The sequence below is a fragment of the Acinetobacter sp. YZS-X1-1 genome (genome assembly GCF_000804305.1).
GTDB classification, from domain to species: Bacteria; Pseudomonadota; Gammaproteobacteria; order Pseudomonadales; family Moraxellaceae; genus Acinetobacter; species Acinetobacter variabilis.
The window spans coordinates 81102-103261 of record NZ_JWHB01000005.1 but is presented as its reverse complement, the minus strand read 5'-3'; the positions used below and the strand labels follow the sequence as shown (position 1 = coordinate 103261).

Genomic DNA, 22160 nt, shown 5'->3' with positions numbered 1-22160 from the left:
ATTCGGAATACTCTTAAAATAGCGAGAATTGCATAACATTAAAGGCTTTTTTGTCAGACAATTTAAGCAATTAAGTTAAGTGGTTATAAAATGAAGTGTATTTCACACTTTTAAATTAAATTTTGACATTTCGTTTGTTTTTTATTGATTGCCGATGAATATCATATACCTGCATGGGTTCAAGAGTAGTAGCAGTTCGATTAAAGGCCAGTTATTGGAACAATACTGTGCCAAGTACCCGGATATTCAGGTGCATTTACCCGATTTGAACATGCCGCCGATGGCTGCAATTCAGAAGATTTCTAAATTGATCCAGTCGATGGATCAGGTGGCATTGGTCGGCAGTAGTCTTGGGGGATTCTATGCGACATATCTGGTCGCTCAAGCGCATGTGCCGGCTGTACTGATCAATCCGGCAATGCGACCATGGCAACTGTTTCGTGAACTGTTTGATGATGAATTGCCCCTGCAGGTTCATCCGAACTGGTGCCTGAATGACGCAGATCTTGACCAGCTCGAAGCCATGGCGCTACCAACTGCGCAAGATGCAGACAAAATATTAGTGCTGTTACAACAAGGCGATGAAGTTTTGGATTATCGTGAAGCACATCGCTATTATAGTTCAGCTCGTCCACCTGCACTGCTAATGACCGAGGCCAATGGCAGCCATGGCATGGATGATTTTGCGGAGAAAATTCCGCTGCTCTTACAGTTTTTATCCGACTGCATAAAAAAGGAAACCGAATAACGTGTCTCAATATACGGCTCAATCTCTTGAAGTTTTATCTGGTCTAGATCCGGTGCGTCGTCGTCCGGGCATGTATACCGATACCTCTCGTCCAAACCACTTGGCGCAGGAAGTGATTGATAATGCGGTCGATGAGGCACTCGCGGGACATGCCAATAAAGTCACGGTCACGGTGTATAAGGATGGTTCATTATCAGTTGAAGATAATGGCCGTGGTATGCCTGTCGATATTCACCCAGAATATGGTCAGAGCGGGATTGAAATTATCCTGACCAAACTGCATGCCGGTGGTAAGTTCAGTACCGATAATTATCAATTTTCTGGCGGTCTGCACGGGGTGGGGATCTCGGTCGTCAACGCGCTTTCTAGCCGCGTAGAAGTTGAAGTTCAGCGTCACGGCAACCTGTATAAAATGGCTTTTGAAAATGGTGAACCGACTGCACCGTTAGAAGTGTTAGAAGGTAAGGCACCGAAACGTGCCACAGGGACAACTGTTCATTTCTGGCCGGAAACCAAATATTTCGATTCTCCAAAATTCGCGCTTAAAGCCCTAAAACATAACTTAAAAGCTAAAGCGGTATTGGCTGCTGGTCTGCAAATTAACTATATCGACCAGATCAATGATGAAAAGATCACCTGGCAGTTTGAAAATGGTCTGGTCGACTATTTGATGGATGAGCTGGAAGACCGTGAAATCATTCCGGCTCCTGCTTTTGTGGCGACAGGTGACGCTGAGCGTGCCAGTGCAGAATTTGCCATCTGCTGGAATGTGGAAGGTGGAGAAAGTATTCAGGAATCCTACGTCAACCTGATTCCAACCGCACAAGGTGGTACTCACGTGAATGGCTTACGTTCTGGCGTGACCGATGCCATGCGTGAGTTCTGCGAACTGCGTAACCTGTTGCCACGGAATATGAAACTGTCTGCAGAAGATGTCTGGGACGGGGTGAACTACATCCTGTCACTGAAATTCCAGGAGCCACAATTCTCTGGTCAGACCAAGGAACGTTTATCCAGCCGTGAAGCTTCAGGCATTGTACAGAATATTGCCAAAGATGCGTTTGCACTGTGGCTGAACCAGAATTCAGACATCGCTATGCAACTGGCAGAAATGGCGATTTCCAAAGCAGGTCGCCGTCTAAAAGCGGCCAAGAAAGTTGAGCGTAAGAAAATTGTCGCTGGTCCAACTTTACCTGGGAAATTGTCAGATTGCGTCGGACATGATCTGGATCAGTCTGAACTGTTTATTGTGGAAGGGGACTCTGCGGGTGGTTCAGCCAAGCAGGCACGGGACAAGAATTTCCAGGCGATTATGCCGATTCGCGGAAAAATTTTAAATACCTGGGAAGTCTCTTCGGATGAAGTGCTGGCCTCTCAGGAAGTTCATAACATTGCAATCGCGATTGGCGTCGATCCAGGTTCAGATGACCTGTCTGAACTGCGTTATGGCAAGATCTGTATTCTTGCCGATGCCGACTCGGATGGCTTGCATATTGCGACTTTGTTATGTGCACTGTTCGTAAAACACTTCCCGATTCTGGTCGAAGAAGGGCATCTGTTTGTGGCGATGCCACCCTTATTCCGTATCGATGATGCTAAAGATGTGCACTATGCGCTGGATGAAGATGAACTGGAAGGCATCCTGAAAAAATGTAAAAGCAAGAACCCGCAAATCACCCGATTCAAAGGTTTAGGTGAAATGAATGCCAGCCAGCTTCGCGAAACGACTTTAGATCCAAATACTCGTCGTCTGGTGCAACTGGATCTGGATGATGTGCACCTGACTTCAGGTTTACTGGATAAACTGCTAGCAAAAAAACGCGCCAGTGACCGTAAAGACTGGTTGGAACAGAAAGGTAATCTGGCAGATATCGTTGTGTAAACTGATTTGCTGCTAATACCTATTAAAAAGCCCGCAATCGCGGGCTTTTTTAACAACTCCATTTAGGACTCAACTTTTAAATAATGCCCATCTGCATAGACATTATGTCCAAAGCCACAACCTGAACTGCCACTGTCCTGTTTTAAAATCACCTGCTGCCCCTGTTTAGGATCAAAAGCAAAATTGAGGTTAATTTTGCAATCATCTGATCGATAGGCCGTTTGATTTTTATTAACAGGCATTGTGGTTTTAAATTCACCTATATTTGGACCATAAATCATGCTATTTAGTCCCATATATAACCCATTAAAATGAATCTGATAAGAATTTTTAATCCGTTTGACTTGAATGGTATTCCAGTGACCAAAGCCAGCATGCTGTATATAGATGCCAGCCAAGTTTTGAGTTTTTTGCGGGGGAGGAAGCTGTTTTAAATTAAATTGACTGCTTTTGGCCTGAGGAAAGACTGAAAACCAGGCCCGTGCCCATTGTGGCTTTCCTGATTTAAAATAGCTTAAGCCGACATTATTAAAAGCAGTGGTAATGGCATTTTCGGAAAAAGATACATCGCTATTTTCACTATGCATTGCACAAAAGGCAGACCAGGAAGCTTGCTGTTGAAATTGTCCTAGCGCATTTTGATACTGTTTGTGATCATAAAATTTTCTTCCCGAGTTGGCATAGCTTTTCACCTTGGCACATTCGGATCGGAGTTCAGTTTCAAAGTCTGAATTGGCGAAACTAAAACTACTCAGAGGGAGAATACTGATAAAGATAAGCCATTTATTCATAATTTTACTCAACTGACATTATTCTGGTTTTAATAGAAAATTTTATCTATCCGCAATTTTTCTAACAGATTATTGACCTGTTTATATTAAGTTTTACATAAAAAATAAAATATTTTGGTTTAGTTCAGGTTGAGTTGCATTAATACCAGATCGCGCCATTGTCCAAATTTCTGTCCAACTTCCGGCATATAACCGGTTTGTTTAAAGCCTAATTTCTCATGTAAGGCAATCGATGCCTGATTTTCATGGTCAATGGCACCGACCATAACATGGATTGCATTTTGCTGGGCATGTTCAATCAGCTTGAGCATCAGGGCTTTGCCCAGACCTTGCCCAATAAAATCTGCATGAAGAAAGACAGAATGTTCAACAGTGTGTTTAAAGCCCTGGATGGGCCGAAAAGTAGAATAATCCGCATAACCTGCAATTTGCTTGGATGCTGAATGTTCAGCCACCAATAAAGGAAATTGCTGAGCACTTAATTCACTTAGCATGTTCTGAAAATCCTGAATTGTCTTTGGCGTGCTATTCCAGGTTGAGGTTCCGTATAAGATTTCAGCATTGTAGATCGGGAGTAGATGTTCCAGATCTTGAATTTGAGCAGGACGAATAATAAAGCTCATAAGCAGATGCCAAAAAAGAAAGAGAATATCTAACCATAACCTGAATTTAGGCAATAAAAAAGCAGAACCGAAGTCCTGCTTTATTCATTCTAAAAACTTAGAAGTGGTATTTAACCAATGCGCTGACATCATGTTGATCAACGTCAGTACCAAATTTGTTATTCCAAATAGAATGTTCAATACCGAGGTAAAGTTTAGTCTCAGGAGAGATATGCTTACCAACGTTCCATTTGTATTGTGAAGTCCAGTTCAATTCGCTTTTGTGATCAGGACCTTCAGCGGTTGACCAGTCCAGGAAAGCATCTGCCAGGAATTCTTCGCCACCAATTTTAAATGGAACTGCATAAGTGATCGTCATTTGATAATCATCTTTTTGCAGGTCATTGTCAGCTTTGTAGAAGTTAATATTTGCATAGCTAGTATATGGAATATTAAGTGCAAAACCGATCCCGTATAGGTAGTTATTAAAGTCACTCGCACCGCTATTGCCCTCCCAAGTAGTGGCAATAAGTACGTCTTTAATTGGGCCAAGTTCAAGCTTTTGACCAGTGACTGCACCTAAACTTAAACGCGGTGCAACTTCGAAGTAAGTTTCATTACCGAAGTCATTATTGGTACGGTCAGCAAAGGCGAAGATATCACCATATTTTAAACCAGCTGCATATTCAGCAGTAATGGTTGATTGATCAATTTTTTCATTACCCGCTGCAAATGGTGCTTTATAGTTTTCACCATATAAAGCTGACAAACTAAAATCTTGCCAAACTGCTGCCTGAGTGAAAGCTGCTGTTGAAGCTAATGCACAAAGTGCCGCGATTTGTGTAAATTTCATTTAAATATCTCCCCCGAGAAAGCAGCTTAAGGATACAGATTAATAAGTAAAAATAAAGTCAAAATTGATCGCTGACAGAAATATTTCATCGTCTTGAGCTGATGATAATTTGAGATATTGGGAGAAGAAGGTTTATAGGATATTTAAATGAAGTTAAGTTTTTATATTTAAATTAGATCTCTTGCGAAAGTCATTATTGCAAGTTTATCCGGTTTACGAGTGCAGCAATTAAGTTAATGCGTAAACCGAATCTTTTCCGTCTATTTTGATGGCGTTCACTTAATATTCTAAATGTTTTCAATTGACTATTGATGTGTTCGATCACAACTCGTATTTTTTCCAAGCATTTTATTGTACTTTTTCTCAGCATCAAATAAAGGTAACTTCTTCTTTTTCTTGATTGGCATCAATAACTTAAATCCCTCTTGTTCTAATCCATAGTACCCTAAATCCGTCAGAACATATTCACAATGTTTAAACTTCTTAACCGTTTTTCTTGCCAGTTTAATATCATGCTGACTGCCATTTGATACATCGATCCCTATGATTTGTTTGCTCTGCGGATGATAAATCACTTGGGTTTTTAGTGTATGTTTCTTCTTTTTACCACTGTAGAACTTATTCTGGTTTTTTTTCGGGCGTTCTATTGAACATTCTGTCGCATCAATAATGACCCAGTTAAAGTGTTCGTCTGCTGTGGTAATACTTCGTTTTGGCAGTAAAACATCTCGATTTCATCAAAGCATCTTCAACCTTTTTAATGGTTCGACTCACATTACTTTCAGCGATATGGTAGTATGCCGCCAATTCTAGTTGAGTGCTGTAGTTGCGTAAGTAATTGAGCGTTAATAACAACTGATCCTCTATAGCTAAAGTATGAGGACGACCTGATTTCTTTTTAAGTGATTCTGCTTTTTCTAAAACATCGACCATTTCAGTAAAAACTTATCGAGGTACGCCAGCCAAGCGTTTGAATTCAGAATCTGAAAAACGATTTAATTTCTGATATCTCATGAAATTTATATTGAGGTGGTTTTTACTTTCGCAAGAGGTCTATTAATTTTAAGAATAGAAACTCAATTTTGAAGCTGGTTAAAGTAAAGACATAGATCCTCTATGAACAGGGCAAAGACTGCTTTAATTTTGGGAAAGTCATGTGAATAGTATTTCGATTGTCCCAAATCTGGAAGGTCAATCATGATCCGGTAAGCAGTTGTCACGATCGGTTGTCCTTTTGCTAAAAAAATCAAAATATCACTTGCATATTTTCAACAGAGGACCGATATTCGAAGTAATAGGAACACGGTTCTGCAGACTCAAAAATGTGTTCATCATTCAATCTGGAGGGTTTTATCCAAAGCGATTTGAAGATGTGAAATGCAATATAAAACAGCAAGCTATACACGTGCCAAGATAAAAATTCTGCACTAAAAAGTTAAAATGATTTGAGGATGGTATTTTATGAACATTGAACTCCGTACCGATAAAAACATTCGCAATAGTGATCGTCTAATTACTTACGTTCGTACCGAATTAAATCAGGAATTCCAGCGCCACAGTGAGCGTATTACCCATTTCTCAGTGCATCTTAGCGATGAAAATGCCGCCAAAGGAGGCGATGACGATATTCGCTGCATGATCGAAGCACGTCCTGCCGGCTTGAAGCCAATTGTCGTGAACCATCATGGTCATAATATTGATACTGCCATTCATGGTGCTATTGACCGTTTAAAACGCAGTCTGGAACATGTGATTGAGAAAAAAGATAACGTACGTAGCACTCCGCTAAAACTTGCGGAAGAAGATACAGGTACAGATCTAGAACAATAAATAATTCGCAGATGAAAAAGGCCCTACGGGGCTTTTTTCAATTTTAGATAAAATAAACGAATGAGAACAAAACAAATCCTGCTTTATTCGGCATAATAGTGAAAAACGAATTTGAAGTGAGCTCCATCATGTTAACTGCGCAACAACAGCTTTTTGTGCAAGCACTCGAAGAACTTAATCTGGGTCAGGTCAAACAGCTTTTGGCAGATGGACTTAACCCGAATTTTATTGATCTGGAAAAAGGTCCAGTCATTTCCATCTGGTCGGATGGTCTGTTCAAATGGTGGGAAGAAGTGTGCGAAGCTTATGAAGCGGGTAGTCCATTAACTGCCGAAGAAAAACAGCAACGTCTGGATGTACATTTACAGATTCTGGAAGCGCTGATTCAGGCCAAAGTCAATTTGCATCTCTGGGATGCTGAAGAGGTTTATGGCCCGCTTTGGGATGCGGCCAGTGCAGCCTGTGTACCTGCAGTGCAGCGCCTATTAGAAGAAAAAGTCAATCCAAACAGCAAGGATGAAGAAGGTTTAACCATCCTGTCATCGATTAGTGATTTATTCTTTGATTGTGATTTTGATGAAATTAACTGGGCAGAAGCACTGGAAGAAGAAAAACAGACCCTAGAATTATTGCGTAGTCATGGCGCAAAAATGACCAAGGAATTACATTAAATTTTAAGAAAGAGCTCCAGCAAGATGAAGACAACTTTAAGAATATTGGGTTTGATGGCACTAATGGGTGTGAGTGCACAGCTTTGTGCAGCGGTAGAGTTTGACCGACCAGGTGAAGGTCTGGGCACCAGTACAGTTCCAGTGGGTCAGTTAGCTTGGGAACAGGGTTTACCGAGTTTCTCTTATAGCGAAGCGACTGCGGATGGAAGCAAACTGAAAAAAACCACTTTAAATGCCGACGTCTTGTTGCGTACCGGTTTGACTGATGATCTGGAGTTACGTTTAGGCTGGGCCGGTCCGGCTTGGTCACAAACCAAGTTCAATGGCCAGACTGAAGAGGATGACGGTCTAGGCGATGTCAGTATTGGCCTGAAAAAAGCCATTGATCTGGATGATGAAAAACTCAGTATGGCGCTGATGGCTGAAGCCATTATTGCCACAGGTAATGCTAATTTTAGCAATGAAGAAGATATTTACAGTCTGAGCTCAGCAGTTGCTTATCAATATAATGATTTGGTGAATACTGCACTGACCATGCGTTATGAATGGCAGGATAGCAACTGGGCGATTACTGCGATTCCGACTTTAGGCTATCAGATTGCTGATCGCTGGTCAGGTTATTCAGAACTGATTTATCGCAAAGCCGAAAGTCAGGATAATGAATATGCGCTAGGCACTGGCGTTATGTATGTATTGAATGATCAGGTACAGCTTGATGCCAGTGTCGGGGTGGATCTGGAAGGTCAGAATAAAGGTTACTTCTCAGGCTTGGGCGTATCGTTCCTATTCTAAGCTGCTCTTATTTCGATATGACCAAAGTACTACGATTTAAGATCGGGAGAAAAGTATTTTCTCCAGTCTTATTGGGCACAGTGTTGCTTAGCAATATTGCTCAGGCAGAAGCACCTTTGCTTTCGCCTGAGCAGGCTTTCCCTCTGAGTATCAGTTCAGTCACTCAGCAACAGGCTGAACTTAGCTGGGAAATTCCGCAAAACTATTATCTTTATCAGCATAAGGTAGAGCTAAAGCAGGGAAGTCAGCCGATGACCTTGCAATTACCACCCGCTGAAGATCTATATGATGAAAACTATGGTCATACCCAGGTTTATTATCAGCAATTAAAAGTTCAGATTCCGACACAGGCGGGTCAAACTTATCAGGTCAGCTGGCAAGGCTGTGCCAAAGACAGGCTTTGTTATCCTCCTCAAACCATTGAATTCAAGACTGACTTATCCGGTCTGGTGCAATCTGAATCTACTAGCTCGGGTAATAAAAGGTTACTAGATCTAAGCAGCTCTTCCTCGCAACACAACCGGATTATGGCAAATTCTGCTGATGATCTAGAATCAGGAAATACAGACAGCAAAATCGTCGAAGTCATTTCTACACGATCCAGCAGCGACTCGGCACAAGATCAGCAATGGTCTGCACGTCTCGCTGAAAGTTCGCTAGCTTATGGATTACTATTGTTTTTTGGCTTGGGCATTTTGCTGGCATTTACGCCATGCTCTTTGCCGATGCTGCCAATTCTGACTTCACTGATTGTTCGTGATAGCAAAGGCATCAAGGCTTGGATGATTGCCCTAAGCTTTGTAAGCAGTATGGCCACAGTCTATGCGGTACTGGGCTTGATCGCGTCTTCAGCCGGACTCAACTTTCAGCGCTGGTTACAGCAACCTGCCACCCTGATGGCATTTAGTGCACTATTTGTGGTATTTGCCCTCAACCTGTTTGGCCTGTTTGAAATTAAAATGCCACAGCGTTTGACACAGCGTCTGGACCGGGTTCAGGCGATGCAGCAAGGGGGAACTCTGGTCAGCGCTGCGGTCATGGGATCTGTTTCTGCCTTGCTGGTCGGGCCTTGTATGACGGCACCATTAGCCGGTGCATTATTATTTATTTCCCAGACCCAGAACCAATGGCAAGGCGCAGTGCTCCTATTTACTTTAGGTTTCGGTATGGGTACCCCGTTGCTGCTGGCCAGTATTATGGGGGCACGCATTCTACCCCGAGCCGGGCACTGGATGAATCAGGTGAAAGTGCTTTTTGCTTTCATCATGCTGGCTCTGGCCTTGTATTTTATCCGTCCGTTGATTTCAGAAGCTGCATTGCAGTGGCTGTCGCTAGGGCTGGGCTTAAGCTTTGTTGCCTATGTTCTAGCACGATTATTCTGGAAAAATACCGGACTGCGCTGGCTTTATATCATCTGTTTGGCTATCGCCGTGCCTTATATTACATATAGTCAGTATCAACATAGTCAGCGCTTTTTTGTTGAAACTGCCCAACAACAGGCGAGTTGGCATATAGCAAAAACAGCTACTGAATTTGAACAGTTACTGGCTACAGTACCGAAAGGGCAGAAGGTCATTATTGATGTCTATGCTGATTGGTGTGTGGCCTGTCAGCCGATTGAACATAAAGTATTAAAGGCAGCTGCTGTTCAGCAGGCCTTAGCCCCTTATTTTCTGATCAAGCTTGATCTTAGTCAGTATGATACTACCCATCAGACTTTACTTAACCGATGGGAAATTCTGGGACCACCGACTTATTTATTTCTCGATACTAAGCAGCAGGAGATTCGCAGCTTACGTTTGACCGGCGCATTTAATGAAGCAGAATTGTTGGCACAGCTACAGCGTTTAGAGCAGCTCTAGCATTCACTTTAAAGCTTTTCGGGTACATGCTTTAAAGTGAATAAAGCCGAAAATATCAGGCTGGTTGAACTTTCAAAGGTTCCAGATAAGATTTCACCTGATTCCGTCCATTGGCTTTGGCCTGATAAAGGGCCTGATCGGCCTGGCTCAGGAGTTGCTGCGGGCGTAATTCTGGTTTTGAAATAGCAATACCAAAGCTGGCAGTCACCGGAATTAACTGTCCTTCATCACTAAAAATCTGTAGTTGCTGGATCGCGCTTCGGCAACGCTCTGCAACCTGCTGAGCTTTTTCCAGGCTGGAATTATTCAGGACCAGAATAAATTCTTCACCACCGAACCGGCCCACCACATCACTTTCACGTAATTGCTGGTTCAGTACCGCACTGACTTGTACCAGTGTTTCATCGCCCTTGTGATGTCCATAGTAGTCATTGATCTTTTTAAAATGATCCAGATCCAGCAGCACCAGGGCATAGTTAAAAGTCGCAGTACTATTTAACTGATCCAGACACTGATTAATGCTGCAGCGATTAAACAAGTTGGTCAAGGGATCAATCTGGCTGAGATGGTTAATCAGCTGTTCACGATAGCGCCATTGACTGAGTAAAATCTCAAATAAAATCATACAGACAGCAAGAATCGGCAGGATAAAATACAGCATTGATAATAGCCAGAAGCTATTATGGAAAAACTGGTCCTGAATATTAAAGAGTGGTGAATAAGGCAGTTGTTGGTTAAAGCTTAAATAGGCACAAGTCACCAGAAACAGTGAGGCCGGAATCAGCATGCTATAGATCAGTCTCCGGTGAAACAGGACCAGTCCTACCGTCATCAGGCAGACATAGGCAATTGTGGCTCCGGACTAATCATGCCTACGATATACGCATCCCGACACAGGGAAACCACAAAGATACCCACTGCCAGATAGGGAAAATATCGTTCTATTAGCGCATTGCCCTGAAATTTATAACAGGGATAAATCAAAAGAACCAGCGCCAGTAAAAACAGGCCATTCATGTGAACCTGGGAACGAACAACGTCAATATGGACATGCTGCCAGTATTGTGGATGTGACAGGACAAACAGATCCCAACTTAGCCAGCTTATATGTATGCCACAGCCAAGTGCCAGCATCAGGATACACTTTTTCAAAATCCCCCAGTTCATCACTACTTCATCTTCGATCAGATATTTCTTGAGTCGATGATTCTGGAATTTTTGTAATATTGCTGACATTCGCTTCATACAACAGGTCTGACCTTTATTGTTATTGCTAAGTTTTTAAAAGATAGAAAAAAAATATTGCTTTAATTATTTACAGAAATACAACATAAAATTAATTCATTGATAATCAGTAATATTTATCAAAAATTAAAAAAAAGGAGAAAAATTAAGTTGGGAATTTATTGTTCTAAATACGCAATGAAGTGTTTTATTTAAACCCATTATTTCATTATTTAAAATTTATTAAGCTATGTCTATTCCCGAACAATGAACGGACCAAATTAAGCAATGAAAATTTTACAGATCGATTCCAGTATTTTAGGTGATGCCTCTATTTCCCGTCAATTGACTCAAGCTATTGTGGGACAGCTTCAACAGAAACATGGTGAAGCAGTTGAGCTCGAATATCTGGATTTGGCTGCACAGCCGATTCCACATTTAACTGCTGAAATTTTGATGGGTCAGAATCTTGAGCAGGCGGCTTTAGGTGAACAGATTTTACAGCAGTACTTACAGGCGGATATCGTGGTAGTTGGGGCCGCTATGTATAACTTCGGCCTACCTTCTACCTTAAAAGCCTGGATTGACCGCATTAGTGTGGCAGGGCGTACTTTTAAATATACAGAAAATGGCCCAGTGGGTCTGGCAGGTGAAAAGAAAGTCTATATTGCCAGTAGCCGTGGTGGTGTTTATGGCGAACAAAGCCCAGTCGATTTCCAGGAAGCTTTCCTGAAAACTGTATTTAACTTTACTGGCGTAACTGATGTGCACGTGATTCGTGCTGAAGGCGTCAATATGGGCGATGCTGCGAAACAGCAGGCAATTGAAACGGCGATGGCGCAGGTAAGCCAGATCTAAAAAGCGATAGAAAATTAATGAACAAAAAAGGTCAGTAATTGCTGACCTTTTTTATGGCTTCTTCTAAATTTCTAGTCTCGATCTAGACGATGAGCAAACTCTGAGAGATCCGCCAGCGCTTGTCGAGCCTCTTCAAACCAGGCACTAAACATCTGAAAATTATGCCACATGCCGGTATATAACTTGAATTCAACCTCGACACCCGCCTGTTCCGCTTTTTCCTTGAAGCGTGTGGCATCATCCAGCAGAATCTCTTTAGATCCCACCTGTACATGTATCGGCGGCAAATCACTGAGATCGGCAAAAAATGGGGAAATCTCTGGATCGCCATGATCCATTGCACTCGGTACATAATACTCAATCCCGGTTTTCAGGGTTTCAATCGACAGCAGGGCATCATGTTTCTGATTATAGCGTAGTGATTCACTGGTCAGGGTCAGATCAAGGAAAGGGGAAAGTAGAATTAGCCCACTCACTTGGGGCAAGCCTTCCTGCTGTAATTTGAGTGCCAATGCCAACGCCAGATTAGCACCACACGAATCTCCGGACAGAATAATATCCTTAGCCTGAATGCCCTGATCTAATAACAGATTATAGACATCAAATAGGGCCTCCAAAGGTTCAGGATAAGCAGATTCAGGAGCCAGAGGATAATCAATATGCAGTACCTGCATCTGGGTGCGAGCGGCAATCTGGGTCATAAAGGCACGATGGGTATTTAAGGAACCGAGATAAAAAGCACCACCATGAATATGGAAAATCAGCTGGCTGGATTCCTGCTGTGGTTTGATTTCCTCGGCATGTACACCTGCCAGCCGGAGCGAACGGATTTGTACGGACTTATCTTGCGGAAAAATCTTGCACATCTGCTCCAGTGCGACCCGTAAGGAGCTTGGAGGAAGATTGAACCGACTAGGCGCGCGGATGGTCGCTTTTAAAAGACTTTCTGTAATTAATTGTTTCGTCACGGGGCTCATCTTCATCTTCTTTCCATCTTTTTCTGCTTTTATTGATTATGTTGATTATTTACCAACAATGTTTACAAGGTTACACTAAATAGTCACAGGTAAAAATTGCAAAAATGTTGTGACTTTTTAATACTACATCGGTCTATCTCAGACTAGGGAAATGAAGAAAAATGAAAAAAATTACGCTAATGTTAGGACTACTCGGCTTATCTGCGCTGGCCAATGCTGCAGATCCTTTAAATGGTACCGTTTGGAAAACGATTGACGACGAAACCAAACAACCCAAGGCTATAGTAAAATTTACTGAGCAAAAAAATGGGACATTATCTGCAAGCATCCAATCGGTATTAACACCGGGTGAAGAAAATGCTTGTACAAAATGTGAAGGTCCGTATCACAATAAATCGCTGAAAGGTTTGACGATTGTGAAAGGCCTGAAAAATACAGGCGGAACCAGCTATGACAGTGGTTCGATCCTAGATCCAAAATCTGGTAAAACTTACAAATTGAAAGGCAACCTGACAGATGGTGGCAAGAAGCTTGAGCTACGTGGTTATATCGGCGTGTCTGCTTTAGGTCGTAACCAGACCTGGATTCGTGCCAAATAATGGATCAAAACCGTTCTCTAAAAACTACCATAAAAAAAGCCTGACCTCTGTCAGGCTTTTTTTATTCTTCCCATTTATCGAACGATTAGTTTTTTAACTCCCGATAAGCGGCTTCGTCAAGACCGGCGATAAAACCAGTTGCGGTCTGTAATACAGGACGTTTGATTAAGCTGGTATGAGTAGTTAAAGTGGTAATCAGATTATTTTCATTGGCAAGCGCATTTTCCTGCTCTTCAGTAGTAAGTTTACGCCAGGTGGTGCCTTTCTTATTCAGGACTACATCCTGACCCAAGGCATCCAGCCAGGTTTTGATGGTTTCAGCATCGATGCCCTGTTTTTTATAATCATGAAATTCATAACTCAGACCTTGCTCAGTCAGCAGATCAAAGGCTTTCTTCATCGAACTACAATTTTTAATTCCGTAAATTTTTAACATAGCTGCCATCTAAAAAATTTAAATCATGAACTAGCTTAACCAAATTGGCAGCAGCAGACCATGCAAAAGCAAATGAAAAAAAGGAAAAAATTTTAAATAGCAGAAAAGTCATGTCATCAAAATGACATCAAGCAGCTTTAATATGAGCAGCAAGAAAAAGAACAATCTAAATAATAAGAAAAATAAAAATTTGGGAATGATAGAAAGAGAAAACCCGCATTTAATCATCCTGATCATGCGGGTCTCAATCCAACGTCCAATGTCACATCCATGCAAAACAAGCTAAATCTATAGTCTGTTTTATTTTCGTCCTACGGCGTCCTGTCCTTATGTTGTCGTCCTGACATGTCCTTGTGCCGTAGCGCTATAATGCTATGTTATTACATTGAGATAAACCCAAAAAATACGTCATGTCATGTAAGAGATAAGCTTTAATTGAGTGAACAACTGTTCACTCAATTAAATGATGAGGCTTTATAATTTGTAGTCGATAATCACGGGAGCATGGTCGCTAAACCATTGTTCTTTATAGACCCAAGCATTCAAAGTGCGCTCTTTCCAGTCTGGAGAGCAGGCCTGATAATCAATCCGCCAACCGACGTTCTTGGCACGTGCTTGTCCACGGTTTGACCACCAGGAGTATAATTCGGCTTCTTTGCGGACTTCACGGAACGTATCGACATAACCCAGTTCATCATAGATATGATCAAGCCACGCACGTTCATGCGGTAAGCAGCCCGATGCTTTCTGGTTACCGGACCAGTTTTTAATATCGATACGTTTATGCACGATGTTGTAATCACCACAGACAATGATGGATTTGTCTTCATCGCGCCATTGTTTCAGGATCTTTTTATACTCTTCCAGAAAGTGATCTTTACGTGCCTGCGCTTCATCGCCCGAAGAACCTGAAGGTAAATACAGGGAACAGATATGCGCTGTTTTTTCCAGACCCAAGTCAAATTCTGCCGAGATAAAACGGCCTTGAGAATCAGCTAGTTCAAAACCCAGCCCATCGGTAATCGAAACAAAAGGCAGACGGCTGTAAATCGCTGTACCGGCATAACCTGGACGCTCGGCAGGGAACAGGTGAGTATACCAGCCTTCAGGCTTGAATTTGTCAGTCCACTGCGCATGGGTAATCCGGCTTTCCTGCATGCAGATCACATCGGCATCAGACTGTTCTATCCACTCTAGCAAGCCCTTGCTGACAGAGGAACGTAAACCGTTGACATTAATTGAAACGACACGAAGAATTTTTTGATCACCTGGATAGCTACTCTTTGGTATCATGCGCAAGTCTTACCCTTAATTAATGGATTTAGGAGCACCTCATGTCAACGCTAGCTCAGTTTAACCCGCAAGCTTTTATCGAACTCGCATTATCACGTGGTGTGCTTAAATTTGGTGAGTTTACTTTAAAATCAGGACGTGTGAGTCCTTATTTTTTTAATGCTGGCTTGCTCAATGACGGTGAAGCCTTGTCATTACTGGCTTCTGGCTATGCTGCAAAATTAACTGGATGTGACAATGTTGAAGTGATTTTTGGACCAGCATACAAAGGCATTCCTTTTGTAGCAGCTACAGCAGTGGCACTGTCTCAAAATCATGGCGTGAGCGTGCCGTGGGGCTTTAACCGTAAAGAAGCCAAAGATCACGGTGAAGGTGGTGTGCTGGTAGGTGCTTCAGTGGAAGGGAAAAAAGTCTGGATCATTGATGATGTGATCACAGCTGGTACTGCGATTCGTGAAGTGGTCACTATCCTGAAAAATGCTGGTGCACAAATTGCAGGTGTACTGGTTGCTCTTGACCGTCAGGAAAAAGGCCAAGGTGAATTATCCGCCATTCAGGAAGTGCAAAAAGAACTAGAAATCCCAGTACATGCACTGATTACCATGAAAGATTTAATGAATTACCTAGATGCAAAAGGCGATAATGATGCATTGGCGAAGATGGAAGCTTATCGTGTGAAATACGGAATCTAAGACCTGATTCACCAGATAAAAAGTAAAGTCTTAGTAATCTAAGGCTTTACTTTTTATGGGAAGAAAAATTCTGTTCAGGCGACTGTATTTGAAAGAAATAATAAGATAGAAATTTTGATCTAGATAAACTTTAAATTCGATAAGTTATATTATCTTCTTCAAAATTAAATTCTATCTAAATATTCTTCTCAATATATAAATCTTGATCAAAATTTTTCTATCAAAAAAGAACAATATTTTTAAAAGGAACTCATTAAAGCATGAATTAAACCTCATAAAGTCTCTTTACAAATAAAATGAATAAGATAGTTATGATCATTGTTTAAAAATTGTAATCCGTCTATATTAAAATAAACATTAAGTAATTAATTATAAGAATTTCATAATTTTAATTAATTTAAAATAAGAGTGCTAGGAATGGATTACTGGAACAGTGTTTTATTTGTATCGATTATAATGGTGGTAGGTTTAGCCATTATTGTCATGCTAGTGGGCTACAAGATGTGGAAAAACCTAGTGGTGACTTTACTAATCTCTACAACAATTGGTTTTCTGATTATATGTACTATTAACTTTATCTTTGGGGAAAATTTGCATTTGCCTTGGATTCCCGATCAGAGCTGGCATCATAAAATCACCTTGGAAATTGCCCTGATGAGTTTACTGATTGGTGGGGTCAGTACCTTTATTATTATGCTGGGAACCATGATTTCGAAAAATAATCGTTAAATTATAAAATTAGATGCATTTGCAAACAAGGTATTATTATTTTTTATTCAGGTTTTTAATCAATTTTATATCAAGATAAAATACTCAGGGTGAGTATATATACTGATTTGATTTAGAAGATATTAATCTTCGTGTATTTCACATTTTTTGCAGTCCAATAAGACGCCCAGTTTTTCTTTACGGCCTTGTTCGGTCATGACCCAAGGACGGTTTTGCCAAGGTGGATCATGCCGCACATGCTGACCATGACCACAGGCCAGTTCAGCGACCCAATGATTTTCTTCATCCAGATGAAAGCCGACAATTGCCTGCTGCATGATAAATGCTCTTGTTGATTAAAGTATTTAAGCATTTATACAAAATTAGTCATGCAAAATCACCATAAACAAAAGAAACTGCACAGGCTATACTCCTTGCTAATGTATTTTTAAGAAAGAGCACACAGACATGCGCGTACTTGTTGTGATGGATCCCATCGAAAATGTAAACCTGAAAAAAGATTCAACCATGGCCATGTTATGGGCAGCTGCACGCCGTGGACATGAACTCGGTTATGCATTACAGCAAGATTTATATATCGACCAAGGTAAGGCCTTTGGTCTGATCTCGCCTTTGCAGGTATTTGAAGACTATAACCATTACTACGAACTGGGTGAAAAGAAAAAAGAGTCGATTGCGGCTTATGACGTGGTGCTGATGCGTAAAGATCCGCCATTCGATATGAATTTTGTTTATACCACTTATATTCTGGAACAGGCAGAACGTGAAGGGGCATGGATTATCAACAAACCGCAAAGCCTGCGCGACTGCAATGAAAAGCTGTTTGCTACTCAGTTCCCGCATCTGCAAGTTCCGACTTTGGTAACGTCGCAACAAAGCCTGATCCGTGAATTTTTAAAAGAACATGTTGATGTGATTGTAAAACCATTGGATGGTATGGGCGGCACCGGAATTTTCCGTATCTATCAGGATGGTATTAATATCGGCTCAACCATTGAAGTTCTGACCAACAATGGTAACCAGCCGATTATGGCACAGCGTTATATTCCTGAAATTGTAGAAGGGGATAAGCGTATTCTGATGATCAATGGCGAACCAGTGCCATATTGTCTGGCCCGTATTCCGCAAAATGGTGAAGTGCGTGGCAATCTGGCAGCAGGTGGCTTAGGTCAAGCGCGTCCATTAACTGAGAATGATAGAGCCATTGCAGCGCAAGTGGGTCCTTATCTCAGAGAAAAAGGCTTGGTATTTGTTGGTCTGGATGTGATTGGTAATTATGTCACTGAGATTAACGTCACCAGTCCAACCTGTATCCGTGAAATTGATACCCAGTTTGGTACCTCCATTGCAGATGATCTGTTTGATGTACTGGAAGCCGGTCTGGATCAAGCCTAAGCTTTCAATAATAAAAAAGATCCTCATCCGAGGCTCTTTTTTATTGGGCATAACGCTTGAATAAAAACAAGGTCATTAAGATTCCTAATATGGAGAGGCTGGCGGTAACTGCCGCGATATAAGCCCAATTCTGTGTGGTCGAAACCAGTGCTGCGCTCAAAGGCGGCCCAAAAAATTGAGCACAGGCTGAAAGCTGTAAAACCAGACCCATACTGGCTGCTACGGCATTGGCGCGTGGGGCATGCTGCAAAGTAATAGCAAAAACAGTGGTCGGGATGATTCCACCAATGATAATCTGCCAGAATGAAGTATTTGATGGTGTTGGTTGAGTCGTCCTGTTGGGTGCACATGCTGCTGAATCTATTTGTAGATATCGTTTAATGATGCCTGCAATGACCAAGTATAGACTGCCGAGAATAGCCCAAATATTTTGCCAGTTCAGCTATTCGAGTAAAACAGGAATACTAAAAACAGCCAGACTGACACCGACACCCATATAGGAACTCCAGAGTCCCATTTTAAAATTCAGTGTTTCAGGTCGACTGATCCGTTTTAGAGTTGCAGGCGCACACAAGGAAGTAGTTAAAAATCCGATACCTTCGGTAAAGCGGAAGAAATATAAGGCTGTGGCATGCTGAATCCAGAGGTCAGCGATACTGCTCAGTCCTAAAATGATTAATGCCAAAATCAGGCAGCGCTTTAACCTCACTTTTTCCGAAAAAGCACCAATACAAAGGGCAAACAGCATCCCAGCCCCTTGCACTAAAGATAGAGAAAACCCGGCTTTTGTAAAACTTAAACCTAAATCCTGTTGCAGAATGGGAGTAACAGCAGACAGTTTACCGACATGCATGGCCGCTAGATAACCGGCTAAAATAATCCATAAGTCACGAATTGATATTTTTGACATCTATAATGCTTGAATCCATTTAAAGAATATGCAGATCAATTTGAAAAAATTTATTTAGATATAGGAATAACATAAAATTTTATTCAGATTTATATGATTTAGGCATAAGTTAATAGGATGAATTAAATAGAAAAATAGCCAGTAAATAGCGAAAAAATGTATAGATTTAGGGAATGACTATAAAAAGATTAAATGAAAAATATTCAAAAATTATGCTTATATTTCACTTAAGTCTAAGGAAAAATACAGACCTTATAATAAAACTAGTTTAAACTTCAAATTAGTATGAAAAAAACAATGAAACGCTTGTTGAAATAAGGTAAATAAACTTTCAAGGGCAAGCGTTTGTGATTACAATTGATGACTTAAATTAGACCTCCTATTTCATTTTTTAAATTGAAGAATTAGACCGTGACCGACGCTCAGCAAAAACAGCCTAAACATGTCATGATGATGGCCGCAGGTACGGGTGGACATGTGTTTCCAGCGTTAGCCGTTGCAAAAGATTTACAACAACAAGGAATTGAAGTGTCCTGGTTGGCAACGCCAGCGGGCATGGAAAACCGATTATTAAAAAACCATAATATTCCAATTTATCAAATCGATATTCAAGGTGTGCGTGGCAATGGTTTTGTGCGTAAAGCCTTGGCCCCCTTTAAAATTCTAAAAGCCACTCTTAGTGCCATGAAGCATATGAAACAGCTCAAAGTCGAAGCTGTTGCAGGCTTTGGCGGTTATGTGGCAGGACCGGGTGGTCTGGCAGCGCGGATCCTAGGTATTCCTGTAATTATTCACGAGCAAAATGCAGTCGCGGGTTTTACCAATACCCAGTTGTCACGGGTCGCTAAAATAGTATGTCAGGCTTTTCCTAATACTTTTCCGGCACAAGATAAAGTGGTGACCACTGGTAACCCTGTACGTAAAGAAATTACAGAAATTTTAAATCCGTCCTGGCGTTATCAGGAGCGGGAAAAAGCTGGCCAGCCGCTACGAATTTTAATTGTTGGTGGTTCACTTGGGGCACAAGCCTTAAATGAACGCGTGCCGGAAGCCTTGAAACAGTTGAATGTGCCGTTAAATGTCTATCATCAGTGTGGTCAAAATCATGCTGAAGCAACGCGCGCACGTTATGCAGACAAACCAGCCTCCTTGCAGGTTGAAGTTCAGCCTTTTATTGAAGATATGGCCCAAGCCTATAGCGATGCCGATCTGGTCATTTGCCGTGCCGGTGCACTGACGGTTACTGAAATTGCAACTGCTGGCGTAGCTGCAATTTTTGTACCGCTACCAAGTGCGGTTGATGACCATCAGACTGCGAATGCCAAATTCCTGGCCAATCAGCAGGCAGCCAAAATCTGCCCACAGGCCACTTTGACGCCAGACAGTTTAAAAACCTTATTAGAGCCGATGCTTGACCGTCAGGTATTGATGGAAATGGCGGTAAAAGCACGCCGTCAGGCTCAACCCGATGCGACCCAGCATGTGGTCCGTTTAATTCAAGAATTGTAATCCGAGTAAATTATGTCTCCAGTAACCCCAGCAGACCAAGCAAAGAAATTAATTAAAGTCCCGGAAATGCGCCGGATCAAGCATATCCATTTTGTAGGGATTGGTGGTGCAGGGATGTGCGGGATTGCAGAAGTACTGAAAAACCAGGGGTATAAAGTTTCTGGTTCAGACATCAAAGCCTCTAAAACTACGGCTCAATTAGAAGAAAATGGTATCAAGGTCTATATCGGCCATGCAGCCAGCAACATCAAAGGTGCCAATGTCATCGTGGTATCTACCGCGATTGAGAAGGAAAACCCGGAAATCAAGGCAGCCCTTGAAACCCGTACACCGGTAGTCCGCCGTGCAGAAATGCTGGGTGAGCTGATGCGCTACCGTCACGGGATCGCGGTTGCAGGCACTCACGGTAAAACCACAACCACCAGTCTGATCACTTGTATGTTAGCAGAAGAAAATCTGGATCCAACTTATGTGATCGGCGGCTTGCTGAACCGTACTGGTGTGAATGCCGCTTTGGGTGCGAGCCGTTATATCGTGGCAGAAGCCGATGAGTCAGATGCATCATTCCTGTATCTAGAACCAATGGCTGCCGTGGTGACCAATATCGATGCTGACCATATGGATACTTATGGCGGTAGCTTCGATGTTTTAAAAGATACCTTTATCCAGTTTCTGCAAAAACTGCCATTCTATGGTTTAGCGGTTGTGTGTGGTGATGATGCCAATATCCGTGAAATCATGCCACGTATTGGTCGTCCATTACTGACTTATGGTTTTAATGAAGACAATGACATTCGTGCTGTCGATGTTGTACAGGAAGGTATGCGCAGCCACTTTACCGTATTACGTAAAGATCGTGAGCCGCTACGTGTGACTGTGAATCAGCCGGGTCTGCACAATGTACTCAACGCCCTGGCTGCGATTGGGATTGCAACGGATGAAGGTGTATCTGATGCGGCTATTTGCCGTGCACTGGAAGGCTTTAGTGGCGTGGGTCGTCGCTTCCAGGTACAAGGTCAATTCGAACTTGAAGGCGGCGATGTGAAACTGGTCGATGACTATGGTCACCATCCAAAAGAAGTAGAAGCCACTATTAAAGCGGCTCGTGCCAGCCATCCAGATCGCCGTCTGGTGATGATGTTCCAGCCGCACCGTTTCAGCCGTACCCGTGACTGTTTTGATGACTTCGTAGAAGTGCTTTCACAAGTTGATCAGCTGCTCTTACTTGAAGTGTATCCGGCAGGGGAAAAGCCAATTGTAGGTGCAGATAGCCGCGCATTGGCACGTAGTATCCGTTTACGTGGGGAAGTTGAACCAATCCTGATTGATCCGGTTGAGGGGAACCTGAGCCAGGTGATGAAAAAGGTATTGCAAGCAAATGACTTGTTATTAACCCAAGGCGCAGGTAATGTTGGAGCAATCTCAATCGAACTTGCTCAAAATCATTTATATGTAAAGTAAAATAGTCATGTTATGACTGATTGAACAGATTCAAAAAGTTTAAGGA

The 22160-nt window shown here is 42.0% G+C and carries 21 protein-coding genes and 3 pseudogenes; 13 read left to right on the top strand and 11 right to left on the bottom strand.

The genetic code is table 11. The features are described from left to right. Positions 1 to 154 precede the first annotated feature (154 nt). Together RJ01_RS05070 and parE are read left to right on the top strand one after the other, a co-directional pair. Positions 155 to 748 carry a YqiA/YcfP family alpha/beta fold hydrolase gene (locus RJ01_RS05070; protein WP_004781441.1) on the top strand — a complete coding sequence of 198 codons (594 nt, stop codon included), beginning with the start codon at positions 155 to 157 and terminating at the stop codon, positions 746 to 748. Between the two features lies 1 nt (position 749). Continuing rightward, a complete protein-coding gene (gene parE, locus RJ01_RS05065; RefSeq protein WP_004781443.1) occupies positions 750 to 2630 on the top strand; it encodes a DNA topoisomerase IV subunit B in 1881 nt (626 codons plus the stop codon). Between the two features lie 62 nt (positions 2631 to 2692). Here parE and RJ01_RS05060 read toward each other — a convergent pair whose 3' ends face one another. The 5 genes and pseudogenes from RJ01_RS05060 to RJ01_RS16280 form a co-directional block, all read right to left on the bottom strand. Then, the gene (locus RJ01_RS05060; RefSeq protein WP_034170254.1) at positions 2693 to 3421 is read right to left on the bottom strand and encodes a hypothetical protein; all 729 of its coding nucleotides are present in this window, start codon (positions 3419 to 3421) and stop codon (positions 2693 to 2695) included. Between the two features lie 119 nt (positions 3422 to 3540). Then, positions 3541 to 4044 (bottom strand): GNAT family N-acetyltransferase, encoded by a 504-nt coding sequence (locus RJ01_RS05055; protein WP_004781446.1) that lies wholly within the window; start codon positions 4042 to 4044, stop codon positions 3541 to 3543. Between the two features lie 97 nt (positions 4045 to 4141). Continuing rightward, a complete protein-coding gene (locus RJ01_RS05050; protein ID WP_004781448.1) occupies positions 4142 to 4876 on the bottom strand; it encodes an outer membrane protein OmpK in 735 nt (244 codons plus the stop codon). A gap of 193 nt (positions 4877 to 5069) precedes the next feature. Then, a pseudogene (locus RJ01_RS15740) lies at positions 5070 to 5890 on the bottom strand (IS5 family transposase). Between the two features lie 62 nt (positions 5891 to 5952). After that, on the bottom strand, positions 5953 to 6096 hold the full coding sequence (locus tag RJ01_RS16280; protein ID WP_155757201.1) for a hypothetical protein: 144 nt from the start codon (positions 6094 to 6096) through the stop codon (positions 5953 to 5955). Positions 6097 to 6337: 241 nt separating this feature from the next. Between RJ01_RS16280 and RJ01_RS05035 the strand changes: the two genes are divergently transcribed. The 4 genes from RJ01_RS05035 to dsbD all read left to right on the top strand — a co-directional run bounded on the left by RJ01_RS05035 (position 6338) and on the right by dsbD (position 10031). Continuing rightward, positions 6338 to 6706 carry an HPF/RaiA family ribosome-associated protein gene (locus RJ01_RS05035; RefSeq protein WP_004781451.1) on the top strand — a complete coding sequence of 123 codons (369 nt, stop codon included), beginning with the start codon at positions 6338 to 6340 and terminating at the stop codon, positions 6704 to 6706. A 128-nt stretch (positions 6707 to 6834) separates the two neighbouring features. Further along, positions 6835 to 7377 carry an ankyrin repeat domain-containing protein gene (locus RJ01_RS05030; protein ID WP_004781453.1) on the top strand — a complete coding sequence of 181 codons (543 nt, stop codon included), beginning with the start codon at positions 6835 to 6837 and terminating at the stop codon, positions 7375 to 7377. A 24-nt stretch (positions 7378 to 7401) separates the two neighbouring features. Further along, entirely contained in the window at positions 7402 to 8169 is a 768-nt protein-coding gene (locus tag RJ01_RS05025; RefSeq protein ID WP_034170253.1) for a transporter, read from the top strand. Between the two features lie 17 nt (positions 8170 to 8186). After that, positions 8187 to 10031: a protein-disulfide reductase DsbD gene (gene dsbD, locus RJ01_RS05020; protein ID WP_004781456.1), complete on the top strand. Its 1845-nt coding sequence runs from the start codon at positions 8187 to 8189 to the stop codon at positions 10029 to 10031. A 55-nt stretch (positions 10032 to 10086) separates the two neighbouring features. On the opposite strand, the pseudogene RJ01_RS05015 reads toward dsbD, so the two are convergent. After that, positions 10087 to 11276, bottom strand: a pseudogene (locus RJ01_RS05015) (GGDEF domain-containing protein). A gap of 267 nt (positions 11277 to 11543) precedes the next feature. On the opposite strand from RJ01_RS05015, the gene RJ01_RS05005 reads away from it, so the two are divergent. Then, the gene (locus tag RJ01_RS05005) at positions 11544 to 12113 is read left to right on the top strand and encodes an FMN-dependent NADH-azoreductase (RefSeq protein ID WP_004781461.1); all 570 of its coding nucleotides are present in this window, start codon (positions 11544 to 11546) and stop codon (positions 12111 to 12113) included. A gap of 71 nt (positions 12114 to 12184) precedes the next feature. Here the strand turns inward: RJ01_RS05005 and RJ01_RS05000 are convergent, their stop codons facing one another. Next, positions 12185 to 13096, bottom strand: a complete 912-nt coding sequence (locus RJ01_RS05000; protein WP_034170252.1) for an alpha/beta hydrolase — start codon at positions 13094 to 13096, stop codon at positions 12185 to 12187. A gap of 155 nt (positions 13097 to 13251) precedes the next feature. Between RJ01_RS05000 and RJ01_RS04995 the strand changes: the two genes are divergently transcribed. Continuing rightward, positions 13252 to 13689 (top strand): DUF2147 domain-containing protein, encoded by a 438-nt coding sequence (locus tag RJ01_RS04995; RefSeq protein WP_004781465.1) that lies wholly within the window; start codon positions 13252 to 13254, stop codon positions 13687 to 13689. An 85-nt stretch (positions 13690 to 13774) separates the two neighbouring features. Here the strand turns inward: RJ01_RS04995 and RJ01_RS04990 are convergent, their stop codons facing one another. Together RJ01_RS04990 and RJ01_RS04985 are read right to left on the bottom strand one after the other, a co-directional pair. After that, complete coding sequence (locus RJ01_RS04990; protein WP_034170290.1) at positions 13775 to 14125, bottom strand: Spx/MgsR family RNA polymerase-binding regulatory protein; 351 nt, start codon at positions 14123 to 14125, stop codon at positions 13775 to 13777. 474 nt (positions 14126 to 14599) lie between these two features. Then, a complete protein-coding gene (locus RJ01_RS04985) occupies positions 14600 to 15418 on the bottom strand; it encodes an exodeoxyribonuclease III (protein WP_004781469.1) in 819 nt (272 codons plus the stop codon). Between the two features lie 41 nt (positions 15419 to 15459). On the opposite strand from RJ01_RS04985, the gene pyrE reads away from it, so the two are divergent. Together pyrE and RJ01_RS04975 are read left to right on the top strand one after the other, a co-directional pair. Further along, the gene (pyrE, locus tag RJ01_RS04980; RefSeq protein WP_004781471.1) at positions 15460 to 16110 is read left to right on the top strand and encodes an orotate phosphoribosyltransferase; all 651 of its coding nucleotides are present in this window, start codon (positions 15460 to 15462) and stop codon (positions 16108 to 16110) included. A 417-nt stretch (positions 16111 to 16527) separates the two neighbouring features. Then, complete coding sequence (locus RJ01_RS04975) at positions 16528 to 16839, top strand: hypothetical protein (protein WP_004781472.1); 312 nt, start codon at positions 16528 to 16530, stop codon at positions 16837 to 16839. A gap of 122 nt (positions 16840 to 16961) precedes the next feature. On the opposite strand, the gene RJ01_RS04970 is transcribed toward RJ01_RS04975, so the two are convergent. Further along, the gene (locus RJ01_RS04970; RefSeq protein WP_004781474.1) at positions 16962 to 17156 is read right to left on the bottom strand and encodes a DUF3565 domain-containing protein; all 195 of its coding nucleotides are present in this window, start codon (positions 17154 to 17156) and stop codon (positions 16962 to 16964) included. A gap of 130 nt (positions 17157 to 17286) precedes the next feature. Here RJ01_RS04970 and gshB point away from each other — a divergent pair, with 130 nt between their 5' ends. Next, a complete protein-coding gene (gene gshB, locus RJ01_RS04965) occupies positions 17287 to 18234 on the top strand; it encodes a glutathione synthase (RefSeq protein ID WP_004781477.1) in 948 nt (315 codons plus the stop codon). Between the two features lie 40 nt (positions 18235 to 18274). Here gshB and RJ01_RS16090 read toward each other — a convergent pair. Beyond that, positions 18275 to 19144 (bottom strand): annotated as a pseudogene (locus RJ01_RS16090) (MFS transporter). A gap of 411 nt (positions 19145 to 19555) precedes the next feature. On the opposite strand from RJ01_RS16090, the gene murG reads away from it, so the two are divergent. Both murG and murC read left to right on the top strand, forming a co-directional pair. Beyond that, positions 19556 to 20653, top strand: a complete 1098-nt coding sequence (gene murG, locus RJ01_RS04955) for an undecaprenyldiphospho-muramoylpentapeptide beta-N-acetylglucosaminyltransferase (protein ID WP_004781480.1) — start codon at positions 19556 to 19558, stop codon at positions 20651 to 20653. Between the two features lie 12 nt (positions 20654 to 20665). Beyond that, positions 20666 to 22114, top strand: a complete 1449-nt coding sequence (gene murC / locus RJ01_RS04950; protein WP_004781481.1) for a UDP-N-acetylmuramate--L-alanine ligase — start codon at positions 20666 to 20668, stop codon at positions 22112 to 22114. Positions 22115 to 22160: the final 46 nt, after the last annotated feature.